This is a genomic window from Solwaraspora sp. WMMD792, from assembly GCF_029626105.1.
GTDB lineage: Bacteria > Actinomycetota > Actinomycetes > Mycobacteriales > Micromonosporaceae > Micromonospora_E.
The window spans coordinates 3,359,130-3,375,376 of sequence record NZ_JARUBH010000009.1; the positions used below are offsets into that span (position 1 = coordinate 3,359,130).

Annotated in this window: 14 protein-coding genes; 8 read left to right on the forward strand and 6 right to left on the reverse strand. The window is 72.6% G+C overall.

The window, feature by feature from the left end; all coding sequences use genetic code 11:
* The first annotated feature begins 12 nt into the window (after nucleotides 1-12).
* Nucleotides 13-639: a TetR family transcriptional regulator gene (locus tag O7629_RS16175; RefSeq protein ID WP_278170155.1), complete on the forward strand. Its 627-nt coding sequence runs from the start codon at nucleotides 13-15 to the stop codon at nucleotides 637-639.
* Between the two features lie 16 nt (nucleotides 640-655).
* On the opposite strand, the gene O7629_RS16180 is transcribed toward O7629_RS16175, so the two are convergent.
* Nucleotides 656-1,405, reverse strand: a complete 750-nt coding sequence (locus O7629_RS16180) for a DUF2470 domain-containing protein (protein ID WP_278170156.1) — start codon at nucleotides 1,403-1,405, stop codon at nucleotides 656-658.
* A gap of 74 nt (nucleotides 1,406-1,479) precedes the next feature.
* Between O7629_RS16180 and rpsD the strand changes: the two genes are divergently transcribed.
* Complete coding sequence (gene rpsD, locus O7629_RS16185; RefSeq protein WP_278170157.1) at nucleotides 1,480-2,091, forward strand: 30S ribosomal protein S4; 612 nt, start codon at nucleotides 1,480-1,482, stop codon at nucleotides 2,089-2,091.
* Nucleotides 2,092-2,203: 112 nt separating this feature from the next.
* Here the strand turns inward: rpsD and O7629_RS16190 are convergent, their stop codons facing one another.
* Both O7629_RS16190 and O7629_RS16195 read right to left on the reverse strand, forming a co-directional pair.
* Entirely contained in the window at nucleotides 2,204-3,937 is a 1,734-nt protein-coding gene (locus O7629_RS16190) for an ABC transporter ATP-binding protein (protein WP_278174553.1), read from the reverse strand.
* A 113-nt stretch (nucleotides 3,938-4,050) separates the two neighbouring features.
* Nucleotides 4,051-6,045 (reverse strand): ABC transporter transmembrane domain-containing protein, encoded by a 1,995-nt coding sequence (locus O7629_RS16195; protein WP_278170158.1) that lies wholly within the window; start codon nucleotides 6,043-6,045, stop codon nucleotides 4,051-4,053.
* A gap of 175 nt (nucleotides 6,046-6,220) precedes the next feature.
* On the opposite strand from O7629_RS16195, the gene O7629_RS16200 reads away from it, so the two are divergent.
* The gene (locus O7629_RS16200) at nucleotides 6,221-6,850 is read left to right on the forward strand and encodes a TIGR03085 family metal-binding protein (RefSeq protein WP_278170159.1); all 630 of its coding nucleotides are present in this window, start codon (nucleotides 6,221-6,223) and stop codon (nucleotides 6,848-6,850) included.
* An 87-nt stretch (nucleotides 6,851-6,937) separates the two neighbouring features.
* On the forward strand, nucleotides 6,938-7,882 hold the full coding sequence (locus O7629_RS16205; protein WP_278170160.1) for a terpene synthase: 945 nt from the start codon (nucleotides 6,938-6,940) through the stop codon (nucleotides 7,880-7,882).
* 43 nt (nucleotides 7,883-7,925) lie between these two features.
* Here the strand turns inward: O7629_RS16205 and O7629_RS16210 are convergent, their stop codons facing one another.
* The gene (locus O7629_RS16210; protein WP_278170161.1) at nucleotides 7,926-8,417 is read right to left on the reverse strand and encodes a septum formation initiator; all 492 of its coding nucleotides are present in this window, start codon (nucleotides 8,415-8,417) and stop codon (nucleotides 7,926-7,928) included.
* 103 nt (nucleotides 8,418-8,520) lie between these two features.
* Between O7629_RS16210 and O7629_RS16215 the strand changes: the two genes are divergently transcribed.
* From O7629_RS16215 to O7629_RS16225, 3 genes are all read left to right on the forward strand, one after another.
* Nucleotides 8,521-9,210 (forward strand): response regulator transcription factor, encoded by a 690-nt coding sequence (locus tag O7629_RS16215; protein WP_278170162.1) that lies wholly within the window; start codon nucleotides 8,521-8,523, stop codon nucleotides 9,208-9,210.
* The gene (locus O7629_RS16220) at nucleotides 9,207-10,520 is read left to right on the forward strand and encodes a HAMP domain-containing sensor histidine kinase (protein WP_278170163.1); all 1,314 of its coding nucleotides are present in this window, start codon (nucleotides 9,207-9,209) and stop codon (nucleotides 10,518-10,520) included. Before O7629_RS16215 ends, O7629_RS16220 begins: the two co-directional genes overlap by 4 nt.
* Nucleotides 10,521-10,602: 82 nt before the next feature.
* Nucleotides 10,603-11,088, forward strand: coding sequence for a PepSY domain-containing protein (locus tag O7629_RS16225; protein WP_278170164.1), 486 nt, complete (start codon nucleotides 10,603-10,605; stop codon nucleotides 11,086-11,088).
* Nucleotides 11,089-11,155: 67 nt separating this feature from the next.
* Here O7629_RS16225 and O7629_RS16230 read toward each other — a convergent pair whose 3' ends face one another.
* Both O7629_RS16230 and O7629_RS16235 read right to left on the reverse strand, forming a co-directional pair.
* Nucleotides 11,156-12,556 (reverse strand): S8 family serine peptidase, encoded by a 1,401-nt coding sequence (locus tag O7629_RS16230; RefSeq protein ID WP_278170165.1) that lies wholly within the window; start codon nucleotides 12,554-12,556, stop codon nucleotides 11,156-11,158.
* 267 nt (nucleotides 12,557-12,823) lie between these two features.
* Complete coding sequence (locus O7629_RS16235; RefSeq protein WP_278170166.1) at nucleotides 12,824-14,038, reverse strand: S8 family peptidase; 1,215 nt, start codon at nucleotides 14,036-14,038, stop codon at nucleotides 12,824-12,826.
* Nucleotides 14,039-14,410: 372 nt separating this feature from the next.
* On the opposite strand from O7629_RS16235, the gene O7629_RS16240 reads away from it, so the two are divergent.
* Entirely contained in the window at nucleotides 14,411-16,237 is a 1,827-nt protein-coding gene (locus tag O7629_RS16240; protein ID WP_278170167.1) for a long-chain fatty acid--CoA ligase, read from the forward strand.
* Nucleotides 16,238-16,247: the final 10 nt, after the last annotated feature.

The window sequence follows — 16,247 nt, forward strand, 5'->3', positions numbered from 1 at the left end:
GTAGCGCGACCGATGGCACGACGCACCGGCCGGCGACCGGGCAACCCGGACACCCGCGAGGCGATCCTGACCGCCGCCCGGCAGGTCTTCGGTGAACGCGGCTTCGACCAGGCGTCGGTACGCGCCATCGCGGCGGCGGCCGGCGTGGACCCGGCGCTGGTGCACCACTACTTCGGCACCAAGGACAACCTGTTCCTGGCCGCGATGGACGCGCCGGTGGATCCGGGCGAGCTGCTGCCGCAGGCGCTCGCGGGCGGGCCCGAGGAGGTCGGCGAACGGCTGGTCCGACTGGTGCTGGGGGTCTGGGACTCGCCGGCCGGAGTGGCTGCCCTGGCGCTGCTGCGGTCGGCGTTGACCAACGACTGGACCGCCCGGCTGATGCGCGAGTTCGTCACCACCCAGATCATCCGACGGGTGCTCGGTCAACTCGACCTGGACCAGGCGGAGCTGCCGGTCCGGTCCGCCCTGGTGGCCTCGCAGATGGCCGGCCTGCTGGTGGTCCGGTACATCCTGCGGTTGGCACCGCTGTCCACCATGGCGGCCGACGAGGTCGCCGCAGCGGTCGGTCCGACGATCCAGCGCTACCTGACGGGGCCGCTGACCGCAGCGGCCGGGGCGGCCGAGACGACGTCGGGCTGAGCCCTCGCCGCCCGCGTCAGGCGGCGGCCGGTGGAGCGCAGCGCCGGCAGAGCACCGGGTGCAGCAGACGGGCGAGTTCGGCGCGGTCACGTACCGGGGCCGGGAAGGCCAACCGGGCGCGCGGTCCGTGCGGGCCGAGCGCGACCACGAACCCGTACCGGTCCATCCGGACGACCTGCGGATCCCCGGCCAGCGACCGGTGACCGGCGTCGCGCAACTGCCGGCGGATGAACGCGGTCATCTCGGCCCGGTGGTGGTCGGCGAGGTCGACGAGCAGCTCTGACTCGATGGCGCCGATCGGGTCGGGCTCGGCGGCGGCGTACTCGTCCGGGTCGACGTCGATGGTGACGCCGCAGCGTTCCAGCCGGACCTCGGCCACCTCCATCCGGTACAGGGTGGCACCCCGGCCGACGTCGAGCAGGTCGGGGCAGGCGTGCACGTCGGCGAAGTCCAGCGCGGCCATCCGGGCGGGGGCACCGTCGAGCGGGCCGACCCAGCCGGACACCCAGACCCGGCCATGGGTCGGCGAACCGGCCACCGGCGGCACGTCGGCCACTTCCAGCACCACGGCGGTGTCATCGGTGCCGGCGACCGGCCGCAGCGCGCCGTCGAGCAGGTCGGACCCGGTGGCGAGCAGCAGGATCCGCCCCATCGGGTCGGTCGCGTGCCGTACGGCGTGCGGTCCGGGGCGGCAGGCGACATGCGCCATGCCGGGCAGCCGGCCGGATGCCATCGTCCGGGCGATCTCCGCGGGACTGGGCTGCATGACACGGACCTCCGAGATCAGTTAGGCTCACCTTAGTGAGGGCAGGCTAACCTACTGAACCCGGAGACGTCCACGTGAACCACCCACGACCCAAGGCGCGAATCTCCCGCGCCCTCGGCATCCCGCTGACCCGCAAGTGCACCCGGTACTTCGAGCGGCGCCCGTACCCGCCCGGCGTGCACGGCCGCGCCCGCCGCAAGCCCTCCGACTACCAGGTACGGCTGCTGGAGAAGCAGCGCCTGCGGCACCAGTACAACGTCAGCGAGACCCAACTGCGGCGCGCCTTCGACGACGCGGTACGCGGCACCGGCAAGACCGGCGAGGCCCTGGTCACGTTGCTGGAGCGACGCCTCGACGCGATCGTGCACCGGGCCGGCCTGGCCCGCACCATCTACCAGGCGCGGCAGCTCGTCGCCCACGGCCACTTCACCGTGGACGGCCACAAGGTGGACCGGCCGTCGTACCGGCTGCGCCCGGGTCAGGTGGTCCAGGTCCGGGAACGCAGCCGGACCAAACCGCCGTTCCAGATCGCCGCCGCAGGGGCGCACGTCGGCGAGGGGCCGGGTGCGCCGTACCTGTCGGTCAGCCTCACCGAACTGACCGCGACCCTGGTCCGCGAGCCCGCCCGCCGCGAGGTGCCGGTCATCTGCGACGAGCAGCTGGTCGTCGAGTTCTACTCCCGCTGACCCCGGCCGCCGCTCCCGCCGGACCCGGTGACCTGCCCCGGCGGGTACGGCGCGGAGCCGGCGGTCACCGAATCCGCTCCAGCACGGGTCACCGGGTCTGCTCCGGTACCGGTCACCGGGTCTGCTCCAGCCAGGAGGCGAAGAGCCGACCGTAGACCGACTCCGGATCGGCGAGCAGTTCCTCGTGCGGGCCGCGCTGCACCACCCGGCCACGGTCCACGACGATCACCTCGTCGGCGGCCTGGGCGGTGGACAGCCGGTGCGCGATCGCCACCGTGGTCCGCCCCCGGGTCACCGCCTCCAGGGTCCGCTGCAGCCGTACCTCGGTCGCCGGGTCCACCGCGCTGGTCGCCTCGTCGAGCACCAGCAGATCCGGATCCGCCACGTAGGCCCGGACCAGCGCCACCAGTTGCCGCTCACCGACGCTGAGCGCCTCGCCGCGCTCACCAACCGGGGTGTGCACCCCGTCCGGCAGGCCGGTCACCCAGTCGGCCAGCCCCAGCTCCACGAAGGCGGCGGACAACTGCCCGTCGGTGAGCTCCGGGCGGGCAAACCGGACATTCTCGGCGACCGTCGCGTCGAACAGGAAACCGTCCTGCGGAACCATCACCACCCGGGACCGCAGCGACTCGAACCGGACCCGGTCGAGCGGTACGCCGGAGAGCTTCACCTGCCCGGACACCGGGTCCATCAGCCGGGTGAGCAGCTTCGCGAAGGTCGTCTTGCCGCTGCCGGTCTCGCCGACCACCGCCACCCGGGTCTTCGCCGGGATCTCCAGGGTCACCTCGGAAAGCACCTGCGGCCCGCCCGGGTAGGCAAAGCAGACCTGCTCGAACCGCACGTCCAGCGGCCCGCCCGGCAGTTGCACCCCGTCGTCGCCCGGGTCGGCCACATCCGGGGCGACGTCCAGCACGTCGAGCACCCGCCGCCAGCCGGCGATCGCGTTCTGCGCCTCGTTGAGCACCTCGGTGGCGATCTGGACCGGCTGGATGAACAGGGTGACCAGGAACAGGAACGCGGTGAGCTGGCCGACGGTCAGCCCGCCGTCCACCCCCATCCGGACGCCGACCACCACCACCCCGGCCAACGCCAGACCGGCGGCGATCTCCCCGGTGGAGAAGCTGACGACGCTGGTCCGCAACGCCCGCTGCTGGGCGCGGCGCTGCCCCTCGATCGCCTCGTCCAGCCGACCGGCGGTACGCCGCGACACGCCGTACGCCCGGATCACCGCCGCGCCGACCACGCTCTCCGCGACCGCGGCGAGCAGCGCGCCGGTGCGCTGACGAACCACGCCGTACGCGGCCGCGAGCCGACGCTGGAACGCCCGGATGATCAGCAGCGCGGGGACGAACGCGGCGAGGACCACCAGGGTCAGCTGCCACGAGTAGACCGCCATCACGACCGCGGTCACCACCACCTGCCCCATGCTGATCAGCAGGATGACCCCGCCCCACTGCAGGAACTGGGTGATCTGGTCGACGTCGCTGGTGACCCGGCTGACCAGCGAACCGCGCCGCTCGGACTGCTGGTGCAGCATGGACAGGTCGTGCACGTGCCGGAACGCACGGGTCCGCACGGCGGCGAGAGCGGTCTCGCTGACCGTGAACAGCCGGCGCACCATGAAGTAGCCGCAGACGGTCGTCACGACCAGCACGGCGGCGGTGGCCGCGACGATCGTGCCCACCACTTCGAGATCGGGGCCGCCCGGCGCGCGCAGGCCGTTGTCGATCGCCTGCTGGACCGCGACCGGAATGGCTGCCCGGCCGATCATCGACACCAGCGCCAGCAGCAGGGTGCCGGCCAGCCCGGTCCGCAGCTCCGGGGAGAGCGCCAGCCCGCGGCGCATCGTCTGCCAGGTCGACTCGGCTCTGCCCGCCAGTGGGCCGGCGGCGGGCCCGCCCGACTGGTCGACGGGGTCGGGTCGACGCTCGCCGCCGGCGCGGTCGACGGTGGGCGCGCTCACGCGACCACCTCCGCCGCCCGCGCCGGACCGCCACCGGGATCGCCGTCGCCGCCGTCGCCGCCGTCGGTGCCGGACCGGGTCCGCTCCCGCTCCGCCTCCGCCTGCTCGTACGCGGTCACCAGGTCGTTGTAGCCGGGGCAGCGGGCCAGCAGCTGCTGATGCGTGCCGTGGTCCACTACCCGACCCTGGTCTAGGTAGACCACCTCGTCGGCGAGGGCGATGGTGGCCCGCCGGTACGCGACGATCAGGATCGACGTGGCGATCTCGGAGTTGCGCAGCGCGGCCAGGATCGCCGCCTCCACCCGGGGGTCGACGGCGCTGGTCGCGTCGTCGAGCACCAGCAGCCGGGGCTGCCCGGCCAACGCGCGGGCCAGGGTGAGCCGCTGCCGCTGGCCGCCGGAGAGTGTGGTGCCGCGCTCACCGACGACGGTGTCCAGCCCGTCGTCGAGCGCCGCGACGAACCCGTCCGCCTCGGCCAGCCGCAGCGCCGACCAGGCCACCTCGTCGGTCAGCCCGGGCCGGTCCAGGGTGACGTTCGCCCGGACCGTGTCGTCGAAGGCGAACGGCACCTGGGCGACCAGGGAGACCGTGCGGGCCAGCGAGCCGGCGGTCAGCCGGGGCAGTTCGACGTCGTCCAGCACGACCCGGCCGCCGGTCGGATCGACCAGCCGGGCGGCCAACGCGGCGACAGTCGACTTGCCGGCTCCGGTCGGCCCGACCAGGGCCACGGTCCGCCCGGCGGGCACGGTGAACGACACGTCACGCAGCACCGGCGGCAGCGCGGCGTCGGTGCCAGGCGCGGTGACCGCGGTCGGGTCGACGGACTGGTCGGCCGGGGCCGGCGCGGCGGGCTGATCGGTGCCGGCCGGCCGGTCGGCCGTGGCCGGCGCGGCGGGCTCGCCGACCGGGGGCCGGTAACTGAACCAGACCCGGTCGAAGACCAGGCTCGCCGGGGTGGCGGCGGCGGGCAGTTCGGTGTCGCCGTACGGCATCTCGCCGGTGGCGGTGAGCACATGCCGCACCCGGTCCCAGCCGGCGACGCTGCGCGGCAGCTCGGCCAGCACCCAGCCGATCGCCCGGACCGGGAAGGCCAGCACGGTGAACAGGAACGCGACACTGACCAGGTCGGCCACGCTGACCGCGCCCTGCCGCAGCCGGGCGGCACCGACCAGCAGTACGGCGAGGGTGCCGAGGCTGGGCAGGGTCTCCAGCAACGGGTCGAACAGCCCGCGCAGCCGGCCCACGGAGATCAGCGCGTCGCGCAGTTCGACCGCCCGCCCGGCGAACCGGGCGGTCTCCTGGGCCTCCCGCCCCATGGTCTTGACCACCAGGGCCCCGTCGAAGCTCTCGTGCGCGATCCCGCTGACCTCGGCCCGCAGCTGCTGTGCCCGAACCTGCCGGGGGGCCATCCGGCGCGAGTAGACCACGTTGAGGGCGAACAGCGCCGGGAACACCGCAAGCCCGACCAGTGCGAGCACCCAGTCGGTGGCGAACAGCGCGGCGATCGCCGTGACCAGCATCACCACCGTGCCGACGGCGAACGGCAGCGGGGCGACCGGGAACCAGGTCGCCTCGACGTCGGAGTTCGCGTTCGACAGCAGGGTGCCGGTGGGGTGCCGCTGGTGCCAGGACATCGGCAGGTCGAGGTAGCGGCGGGTGACCCGGCGGCGGTAGCTGGCCTGCAGACGGTACTGCATGAAGCCGGCGCCGAGCCGGCGGCCGAAGATGCCCACCACCTTGACCACGCTCACCGCCAGCAGGGCCGCCGCGCCGGCTCCGAGCAGGCCGGTCTCCACCTGCCCGGACTCGATCGACGGGACCACCACCTCGCCCACGATCGCCCCGACCACGTACGCGCTGGCGATGGTGAGCAGCCCGAACACGACGCTGCCGCCGACGCCGACGGTGAACAGCCCCGGCTGCTCGCGGATGCCCTGGCCGAGCACCCACAGGCCGCGGAGCAGGACGTCACGGCTTGTTCGATTGGCCACGCTACCCCCGACTGTAAGTCCTGATCATCAAATCTCGTCCTTACCGACCCACGATGCCAGCGGGGTACGACGACTGTGGCCACCGCCACAGCACGCCCCCGGTCCCGGCACCCGACCCGGTGCCACGACGTCGACTCGCTCGGCGCGCCGTCCGTCGCCCGCCTAGGATCGGTTCATGGCGCGGTTCGCACAGATGGAACGTCATGCCCTGGCCGACCTGTTCCTTGCCGTTGGTCCGGATGCCCCGACGGTGAACGACGGGTGGACCACCCGGGACCTCGCCGCGCACCTGGTCGTCCGGGAGCAGCGGCCCGACGCGGCTGCGGGCATCTGGTTGCCGGTGCTGCGCGGCTACAGCGAACGGGTCCGGCTCGAACTCGCCGCCCGCCCCTTCCCCGACCTGGTCCGGATGGTCCGGCAGCCACCGGCGTGGAGTCCGGTGAGCAACCGGATCACCGACGAGGTGGCCAACCTGATGGAGTTCTTCATCCATCACGAGGACGTCCGACGGGCCCAGCCGGACTGGCAACCCCGGGACCTGCCGCCCGGCGAGCAGGCCGCGCTGTGGAAACGCGTCTCGGCGCTGACCAGGCTGCGGCTGCGCCGGTTCCCCGGCACGGTCACCGTCGTCGCCGACGGCTACGGGGACGTGGCGACCGGGACCGGTGGGGACCGGGTGTCGATCAGCGCCCCGCCCGGAGAGCTGGTGCTCTTCCTGACCGGCCGGCAGCGGGTGGCCCGGGTCCAGATGGACTGCGCCGCTGCGGTCGAAGAACGATTGCGTAACGCCCGCTTCGGCTTCTAGCGGTGATCCTCGTCGCGGCCCGGCCGGACCGCGATGATGATCATACCGGTACGCCATCCCTCCCCTTGGCGGCCGGCTGGAGGCCGTATGCGCGCGTTCGCACCGACGTCCGTGGTCGCCCCACCGTTCCGGCCCCGCGCCAACCCGTACCGGTCGACCCTCGCCAGGGCGTCGGCGAGCTGGGCGGACCGGCACGGGCTGACGGCTGATCCGCAGCGTGCCGCCCGGCTGCGCCGCGCCAACGCCGCCGAGTTGGCCGCCCGGGTCGCGCCCGACGCCGACGTCGTCCGCGTGCAACTGCTCAGCGACCTGATCACCTGGCTGTTCGCGCTCGACGACCGCTGCGACGAGGACGGGCTCGGCACCGACCCGGGCCGGGTCGCGCCGGTGATCAGCCAGCTGATGCGGACACTCGACGGACCCGGTGCCACGCCACCGACTGACCTGGGCGACCGGTCGCCACTGGCGCTGACCCTCGCGGATCTGTGCCACCGGGTCCGCCGGCTGGGCCGGCCCGGGGTCCTGCTGCGGTTCACCGCTTCGCTGCACCAGTACCTCTTCGCGCTGCTCTGGGAGGCCGGCAACCGCCAGCAGGGCCGGGTGCCGGCGGTCGCCGAGTACATCCAGATGCGCCGGCACGCCGGCGCGGTACTGCCCAGTTTCGCGCTCACCGACCTCGCCGAAAGCGGACTGCCGCATTCCCGTCACCGAGTTGACCCGACGCTCGCCAGACTGAACACTGTGGCGGCGGATCTGGTCTGCTGGTGCAACGACCTGTTCTCGTACGGCAAGGAACATGGCCAGGATCCCCACAACCTGGCCACCGTGATCGCCCACGAGACCGGCCACGGTCCGGCGGCGGCCCTGGCCACCGCCGCCGAACGGTTCAACGACGGTCTCGCGCTGTTCCTCCGGCTGCAGGCCGAGGTGCTGACCGACGCGCCGCCGTCGGTGGCCCGCCTGGTCGCGACGCGACGAAACTGGATCCGTGGCACCTACGACTGGTCGGTGAACTCCAGCCGGTACCAGTGACCGGGCGTCGCGCCGCCGGGGTCGCCGGGGATTCAGCCGCGATTCAGTCGTCCAGCTCCCAGCCGATCTCCGGCTGGTCACCGAAACACACCGCGTCGACCTCGTACTCCCCCGCCGGTCCCACGAAACTCACCTCGACGTCGTCGTCCGGCCCCCGGTCCACGTCGGTCGCCCTGTAGCCCTGCGCCGGGGCCCAGGACACCAGCCGGGCCCGGCCCCCGGCGCACTCGGCGACCACCGTCCCGCCGGGGGTGGCGGCCGCCCGGCGTACGGCGTCGGGCCCGCCGGTCGGGTCCGGACTCGGCGTCGCCGGACTGGACGTCACCGGACTCGGCGTCGCCGGACCGATCACGGTGGGACCGGACGTGGCCGCCAGCTCGCGGGCGATCTCGTCCTGGCTCAGCACCTCACCGCCCGGCCCGCCGGTGAGGCCCTCGCCGACCACCCGGACCGCGGCCACCGCGATCAGCGTGGCCAGGCCGGCGGCAAGACCCCAACCGGCGGCGGTCAGCAGTACCCGGCGGTTGACGGTCACGATCCGACTATGCCCGCCGCCGGGTTAACGGCGACGCCGGGGCACCCTAAGGCGCGGTTAACGCCGACGGTCCGGCCTGCCGGAGCGGGTAACGTGCGTGGGCGTGGCCCGGCTGCTGCTGATCGAGGACGACCTGGCGATCCGTACCCCGTTGATCCGGGCGTTGCGGGAACGCGGGCACGCGGTGGCCGCCGCGCACACCGCGATGAACGGACTCCAGCACGCCCTGGACGACCGCCCCGACCTGGTGGTGCTGGACCTCGGGCTGCCCGATCTGGACGGACTGGAGATGCTGCGGATGCTACGGGCGGTGAGCCGCGTACCGGTGATCATCGCCACGGCACGCGACGACGAGGCCGAGATCGTCCGCGGGTTGGACGCCGGCGCGGACGACTACGTGGTCAAACCGTTCACCGCCGCGCAGCTCGACGCGCGGATCCGCGCGGTGCTGCGGCGCGGTGCCGGCGAGCCGGTGGACAGCGCGGTGACCGTCGGGGCACTGCACATCGACGTACGGGCCCGGCAGGTCAGCCTCGCCGGGACCGGGCTGGAGCTCACCCCGCGCGAGTTCGACCTGCTGCACTACCTGGCGGCCCGGGCCGGGCAGGTGGTGACCAAGCGGGAGCTGCTCACCGAGGTCTGGCAGGTGCCCTACGGCGGCGCGGACAAGACCGTCGACGTGCATCTGTCCTGGCTGCGCCGAAAGCTCGGGGAGACCGCCGGGGCGCCGCGCTACCTGCACACGGTGCGCGGCGTCGGCGTACGGCTGGACGACCCGGACGCCGTGCCGTGAGACGACGGTTGACCACGCTGGTCGCTGCCACCACGACGCTGGTGCTGGTGGCGTTCCTGGTGCCGCTGGCGCTGCTGCTGCGGACCATCGCCCAGGACCGGGCGATCACTGCGGCGACCGCCGACGTGCAGTCGATCGTGGCGCTGGTCGGCACCGCCGACGCCGACAGCCTGCGGCTGACCGTCGACCAGCTGTCCGCCACCGCCGACCGGCCGGTCACCGTCTACCTGCCGGACGGCACCGTACTCGGCGACCAGGTCGACGTCACCCCGGCGGTACGGCTGGCCAGCACCGGCCGTAGCCTCACCGCCACCGACGGGCAGGGGCGGGAGATCCTCGTCGCGGTGCAGGGTCGCGACGACGGCACCGCGGTGATCCGCACCTTCGTGCCCGCTGCCGAACTCGACCGGGGCGTCGCACGCGCCTGGGCGGTGCTCGCCGGGCTCGGAGTGGTGCTGATCCTGCTCGGCGTGCTCGTCGCCGATCGGCTGGCCCGGCGGTTGACGGCACCGGTCGCCGAGCTGTCGGCGGTGTCGCACCGACTCGCGAACGCCGAACTGTCGGCCCGGGCACGGCCCAGCGGTCCGGCCGAGTTCCGCGAGGTCGCCGGTGCGCTCAACCACCTGGCCGGCCGGATCCAGGAGCTGTTGCGCGAGGAGCGGGAGCAGGTCGCGGATCTGTCCCACCGGCTGCGTACGCCGCTGACAGCGCTGCGGCTGGAGGCCGAGACGCTGTCCGATCCGGCCGACGCGGCCCGGGTGACCGCCGGCGTCGACTCGCTGGAGCGGGCGGTGACCGGGCTGATCGAGCAGGCCCGGCGACGCAGCGCCGCGCCGGTCCGGTCGGCCGGACCGGTGGCGGCCGACGCCACGGCGGTGGTACGCGACCGGGTCGAGTTCTGGTCGGTGCTGGCCGAGGACACCGCCCGGGTGGTGCGGCTCGACCTGCCGGACGGTCCGCTGGCGGCGGGGATCGACGCCGATGAGCTGGCCGCCGCCGTCGACGCGGTGCTGGGCAACGTCTTCGCGCACACCCCGGACGGCACCGGATTCACCGTCACGCTCACTTGCGCGCCGGGCGGCGGCGCGGTGCTGTCCGTCGCCGACGACGGCCCCGGCATGCCGCACGGGCTGGTCCTACGTGGCGTCTCAGGGGCCGGCTCCACCGGTCTGGGTCTGGACATCGCCCGCCGGGCGGCGCAGGCCAGCGGTGGTCGGCTCGAGCTGGCTGACGGCTCCCCCGGCGCGGTGGTGACGCTGTGGTTCGGGCCGCCCACCGGCGGCTGCATCAGCCCGGCCCGTTCGGTTTAACCCCGCTTTATCGATGACGCAGCGCGCCGCTATCCGCCGCCGGGCGAACCTTCGGTCGTACCACGACGACAGGAGGTTCGACATGGCCAGCAGACCGGTGATCGTGATGATCGGGGTGGGTGCGGTCGCCGCGCTCGCCGTCGCGGGCACCGCGCTCGGCGCGGCGGCGCAGGACGTGACCGACGGTGCCGGGTCACCCAGCCCGGCCGTGGTCGCCAGCGAGTCGGGACAGCAAACGACGTCGGTACCGCGTACCGGCACGGACGGGGCCGCCGACGACGGGCCGAGCGGTGCGGCCGCCACTGGCAGTGGGCCCGCCGACCAGGTCACCCTGGACCGGGCGGCCCGGATCGCTGTCGACGAGGTGGGCGGCGGTCGGGTCACTGAGATCGAGCGGGACCACACGGACGGCCGGCCGATCTGGGAGGTCGAGGTCGTAGCCGACGGCGTCGAGTGGGACCTCGACATCGACCGGGTGACTGGAGACATCGTCAAGGTCGACCGCGACGACGATGACGACGACCGCTGGGACGACGACGACCGGGACGACGACCGCCGGGATCGCTGAGCGGCGGTGCGGGCCGGTCGTGCCGGCCGCCGGGACGAGGTGACGCCCGTCCCGGCGGCCGGACGGATCAGCCGATCGGTGCGGGCAGCAGCGGCGGACGCTGGGTCAGCGTCGGCACCGCGGTCAACGTCGGGCGTGGGGTCAGCGTCGGCACTGCGGTCAACGTCGGGCGTGGGGTGAGGGTCGGGCGTGGGGTGAGGGTCGGGATCACGGTCGGGTTGACGGTCAGCGTCGGTGCCGGAGTGATGACGTTCCGGAACAGTACGTAGAGCAGCAGGTTCGGCGAGCCGGGCCCGGGGTTGACCACCACGTTCGGCGTGGCGAGCCGCAGGATGAAGGTGGTCACCTGCGCCGGGGTGTAGTTCGGGTACGCCTGCAGCACCATGGCGGCCGCGCCGGCCACGTGCGGTGCGGCCATCGAGGTGCCGCTGATCGTGTTGGTCGCGGTCGGGCTGGTGTGCCAGGCCGAGGTGATCTGCGATCCGGGCGCGAACAGGTCCAGGCAGCGTCCCCAGTTGGAGTACGGTGCCCGGTTGTCGTTGCGGTCGGTGGCCCCGACGGTCATCGCGGTGGGCACCCGGGCCGGCGAGAAGTTGCAGGCGTCGGCGTTCGAGTTGCCGGCCGCCACCGCGTAGCTGACGCCGGAGGCGATCGAGGCGGTCACGGCGCTGTCCAGCGTGGCGCTGGCCCCGCCGCCGAGGCTCATGTTCGCCACCGCCGGCCGGCCGGCGGCGTTGGTGGTGACCCAGTTGACGCCGGCGAGGACCCCGGCGACGGTCCCGCTGCCGGAGCAGTTGAGCACCCGGACGGCGACCAGCCGGACCTGCTTGGCCACGCCGAACCTGGTGCCGCCGACCGTACCGGCGACGTGGGTGCCGTGCCCGTTGCAGTCCGCCGACGTGCCGCCGAACGCGTCGTACCCGGGGACGGCCCGGGGGCTGAGGTCGGTGTGGTCGAACCGGATTCCGGTGTCGATGATGTACGCGGTGACCGTCGAACCGGTGTTCGGGTAGGTGTAGGAGCGGTCCAGCGGCAGGTAGCGCTGGTCGATCCGGTCCAGGCCCCAGGACGGCGGGTTGACCTGGGTGCCGGCCAGCGAGACGGTGTGGTTCTGCTCCACGTACGCCACGGACGAGTGCGCCGCCAGGCGACGGGCGGCGGCCTCGGAGAGTTTGATCTCGAAGCCGGTGAAGGCGGTCTCGTACAGCCGGTTGACCACACCACCGTAGGTGCTGGCGAGGTCGGCGGCGCGGGTCGCGATCCGGGCGGTCCGCATGGTGCGGGAGCCGCTCACCGCGCTGGCCTTCAACGCGACGATGTAGCTGCCCGCCACCGCGGTGGCGCCACCCGCCTGGCGGATCTCGCCGGTGGGTGCGGCCGCGGCCGGCGGGGTGACCGTGGTGGTGGCGACGGCCGCCGCCACGACCAGTACCAGGGCCCGCCGGACGTGCGTGCGCAAGGGTGTCATCTCCGTCCTTCCTTCGATCTTTGATCCACAGCGGAGCGCCCACTGCGGACAGATGGACGATCGACGATGCCGATCGGACCGATCGTAGGTCGGAGCTGATTGACAGTTTCCTATATCTCTTGGGTCATACTACTTGCAGTATGCATACGACTACCCTCCGCACCATCGCCATCCGGTCGGTAGCAACGGGTGCGGCCCCCGGGCGCTGGGGTGCCCGGGGGCCGCGCGCGCTGCTCGACTCGTCGGATCGGTCAGCTGATCACCGAATCAGTTGACCACGAAGAGCAGGCGGTTCGGCGAGCCGGAGCCCGCGCTGGACACGACGCCGGTGGTGGCGTTGCTGACCAGATAGCTGGCCACCTGCGACGGGCTGTAGGAGGGGAACCGGCCGAGCACCAGAGCGGCGGCACCCGCAGCGTGCGGGGAAGCCATCGAGGTGCCGCTGATGGTGTTGGTCGCGGTGTTGCTGTTGTACCACGGCGCGGTGATCGACGAGCCTGGCGCGAAGATGTCCAGGCAGGAGCCGTAGTTGGAGTACGACGCACGGGCGTCGCTGCTGGTGGTGGCGCCGACGGTGATCGCGCTGGAGACCCGGGCCGGCGAGTAGTTGCAGGCGTTGGCGTTCGAGTTGCCGGCCGCCACCGCGTAGCTGACGCCGGAGGAGATGGAGTTCGCCACCGCGCTGTCCAGCGTGCTGCTGGCCCCGCCACCGAGGCTCATGTTCGCCACCGCCGGCTTGACCGCGTTGGCGGTGACCCAGTTGACCCCGGCGACGACCCCGGCGATGGTGCCGCTGCCGGAGCAGTTCAGCACCCGGACGGCGACCAGCCGGACGCCCTTCGCCACCCCGTACGAGCTGCCGCCGACCGTACCGGCGACGTGGGTGCCGTGCCCGTTGCAGTCCGCCGACGTGCCGCCGAACGCGTCGTAGCCGGCGCGGGCCCGCCCGCCGAAGTCGTTGTGCGTGGTGCGGATGCCGGTGTCGATGATGTATGCGGTGACGTTGCTGGCCGTCGTGGGGTAGGTGTAGGCGTTGTTCAACGGCCGGTTGCGCTGGTCGATGCGGTCCAGACCCCAGGACGGCGGGTTGGTCTGGGTGGCGGCGAGCGACACGGTGTGGTTCTGCTCCACGTACGCCACGGACGAGTGCGCGGCGAGCCGGCGGGCGGCCGACGCCGACAGCCGCGCCTCGAAGCCGTTGACTGCGGCGCCGAAGACACGGTTGACGGCACCGCCGTACTGTGCGGCGAGGCGGTCGGCCCGGTCGGCGACGGCGGCCGCGCGGGCCGCGTCACCCCGGGCCGCGACGGCGGCGTCGGTGAACACCACGATGTAGCTGCCCGCGACCGCGGTGGCCCCGCCGGCGAGCTTGATCTCCCCGGCCGGAGCGGCGGCCGCCGGGTTGCCGACCAGCGCGGTGGCGACCGCGGCGGCGCAGCCGGCCAGCAGCAGCCGGCGGCCGGTGGTACGGAGAACGGTCATCCCTGTTCCTTCCTGGATGCGGACACCCGCGTCGGCTTGTGGCCGTTTCGGTCGCGGGCGGGCGATCGGGATATCGATCGATGGGATCGTATGCGGGAGCGTTGGCAGGTTTATATATCGATATCCCTATACCGCCGACCCATGGTTTCCGGTGCCCGGCGCCGGGCGCGGGCCGCCTACCCGGAGCCGGGCACCCCCGCCGGGCACCGGCGAACCAGCCCTTGACGAGGAACGGCACCGCGAGACCTGGCCGGGTTTGCCACGCTGGGCGATGCTTGGGGCTAGCCGAAAGCCGACCCTGGCACTACTGTTCGGTAACACAGAATTTACGTGACGGCGCTCACTATCACATATGCGGAGGCGACGGACCCGATGGCTCTCGACGTCCCATACCGGTCGATTCCCGACATGTTTCTGCAGCGGGTGGCTGCCACGCCGGACCGGAACGCGATCGCCGGACCGGCCCCCGGCGACTCCGGCCTGACCTGGATGACCTGGGCCGAGGTCGCCGGCCGGACCAGGGCGATCGCCGCCGGCCTGTACGCGCTGGGCGTCGGCAACGAGGACCGGGTGGCCATCCTGGCCAACACCCGGATCGAATGGGTGCTGGCCGATCTGGGCATCATGTGCGCCGCCGGCGCGACGACCACGGTCTACCCCACCACCGAGCCGGCCGACGCGGCGTTCATCGTCGGCGACTCCGGCTCGAAGATCCTGATCGCCGAGAACCGCACCCAGGCCGACAAGATGGCCGGCGCGGACCTGCCCGCGCTGACCCACGTGGTGCTCATCGACGGAGCGGCCGACCCCGCCGCGACGGTCCCCCAGCTCACCCTGGCCGAGCTGGAGGAACGCGGCGCCCAGGCCCTCGCCGAGGAACCCGGCCTGGTCGAACGGATCGCCACCACCATCGAGCCGGAGCACCTGGCCACCCTGATCTACACCTCCGGCACCACCGGGCGACCCAAGGGCGTCGAGCTGCTGCACCGGGGCTGGTGCTGGGAGGCCGTCGCCCAGTCCCAGCTGGGCATCATGAACCCCGACGACCTGCAGTACCTCTGGCTGCCGCTGTCGCACTCGTTCGGCAAGACCCTGCTCTGCAGCATCATCCACGTCGGACTTCCGACCTACGTGGACGGCCGGGTGGACAAGCTGGTCGACATGCTGTCGGTGGTCCGGCCCACGCTGATGTGCGCCGCCCCGCGGATCTTCGAAAAGGTCTACAACAAGGCGGTCACCACGGCGCAGGAGGCCGGCGGCGCCAAGGCCCGAATCTTCGACTGGGCGGTCGGCGTCGGTCGCCAGCGGGTCGCCCGGCAACAGGCCGGCCGGCCGGTGCCGGGTGGGCTGAAGCTCAAGTACGCGATCGCCGAGAAGCTGGTCTTCAGCAAGCTCCAGGCCCGCCTCGGCGGGCACATCAACGCGCTGGTCTCCGGTTCGGCACCGCTGAGCCCGGACATCGCCGAGTTCTTCGCCGCCGCCAACCTGCCGATCTGTGAGGGCTACGGGCTGACCGAGGCGAGCGCGGCCAACTTCGTCAACCGGCCGGTCCAGATCAAGATCGGCACCGTCGGGCAGGCGCTGGGCGATCTGGAGTGCCGCATCGACGAGGACGGCGAGGTGCTGCTGCGCGGCGCACCGGTGATGCGTGGCTACCACAACCTGCCGGCGGAGACCGCCGAGGCGTTCACCGCCGACGGGTTCTTCCGCACCGGCGACATCGGCAACCTCGACGACGAGGGCTTCCTGACCATCACCGACCGCAAGAAGGACCTGGTCAAGACGTCCGGCGGCAAGTACGTGGCACCGTCGCACATCGAGGGCCTGTTCAAGGCGGTCTGCCCGTACACCTCGCAGGCGGTGGTGATCGGCCAGGCCCGCAACTACTGCACCATGCTGGTCACCCTGGACCCGGACGCCATCACCAGCTGGGCCGCCGACGGGCCGTTGGCCGGCCGCCCGTACGCCGAGATCGTCGCCTCCCCCGAGGTGCAGACTCTGGTGGCGGGCTACGTCGCCGAACTCAACGGCAAGCTCAACCGGTGGGAGACAATCAAGAAGTTCGCTATCCTCAGTCGGGACCTGACCATCGAGGACGGCGAGATGACGCCGTCGCTCAAGATCAAACGCCGGATCGTGGAGAACAACTTCGCCGCCGAGATCGACCGGATGTACGCCGGTCAGCTCGCCGAGATCTGACCGTGGGGTC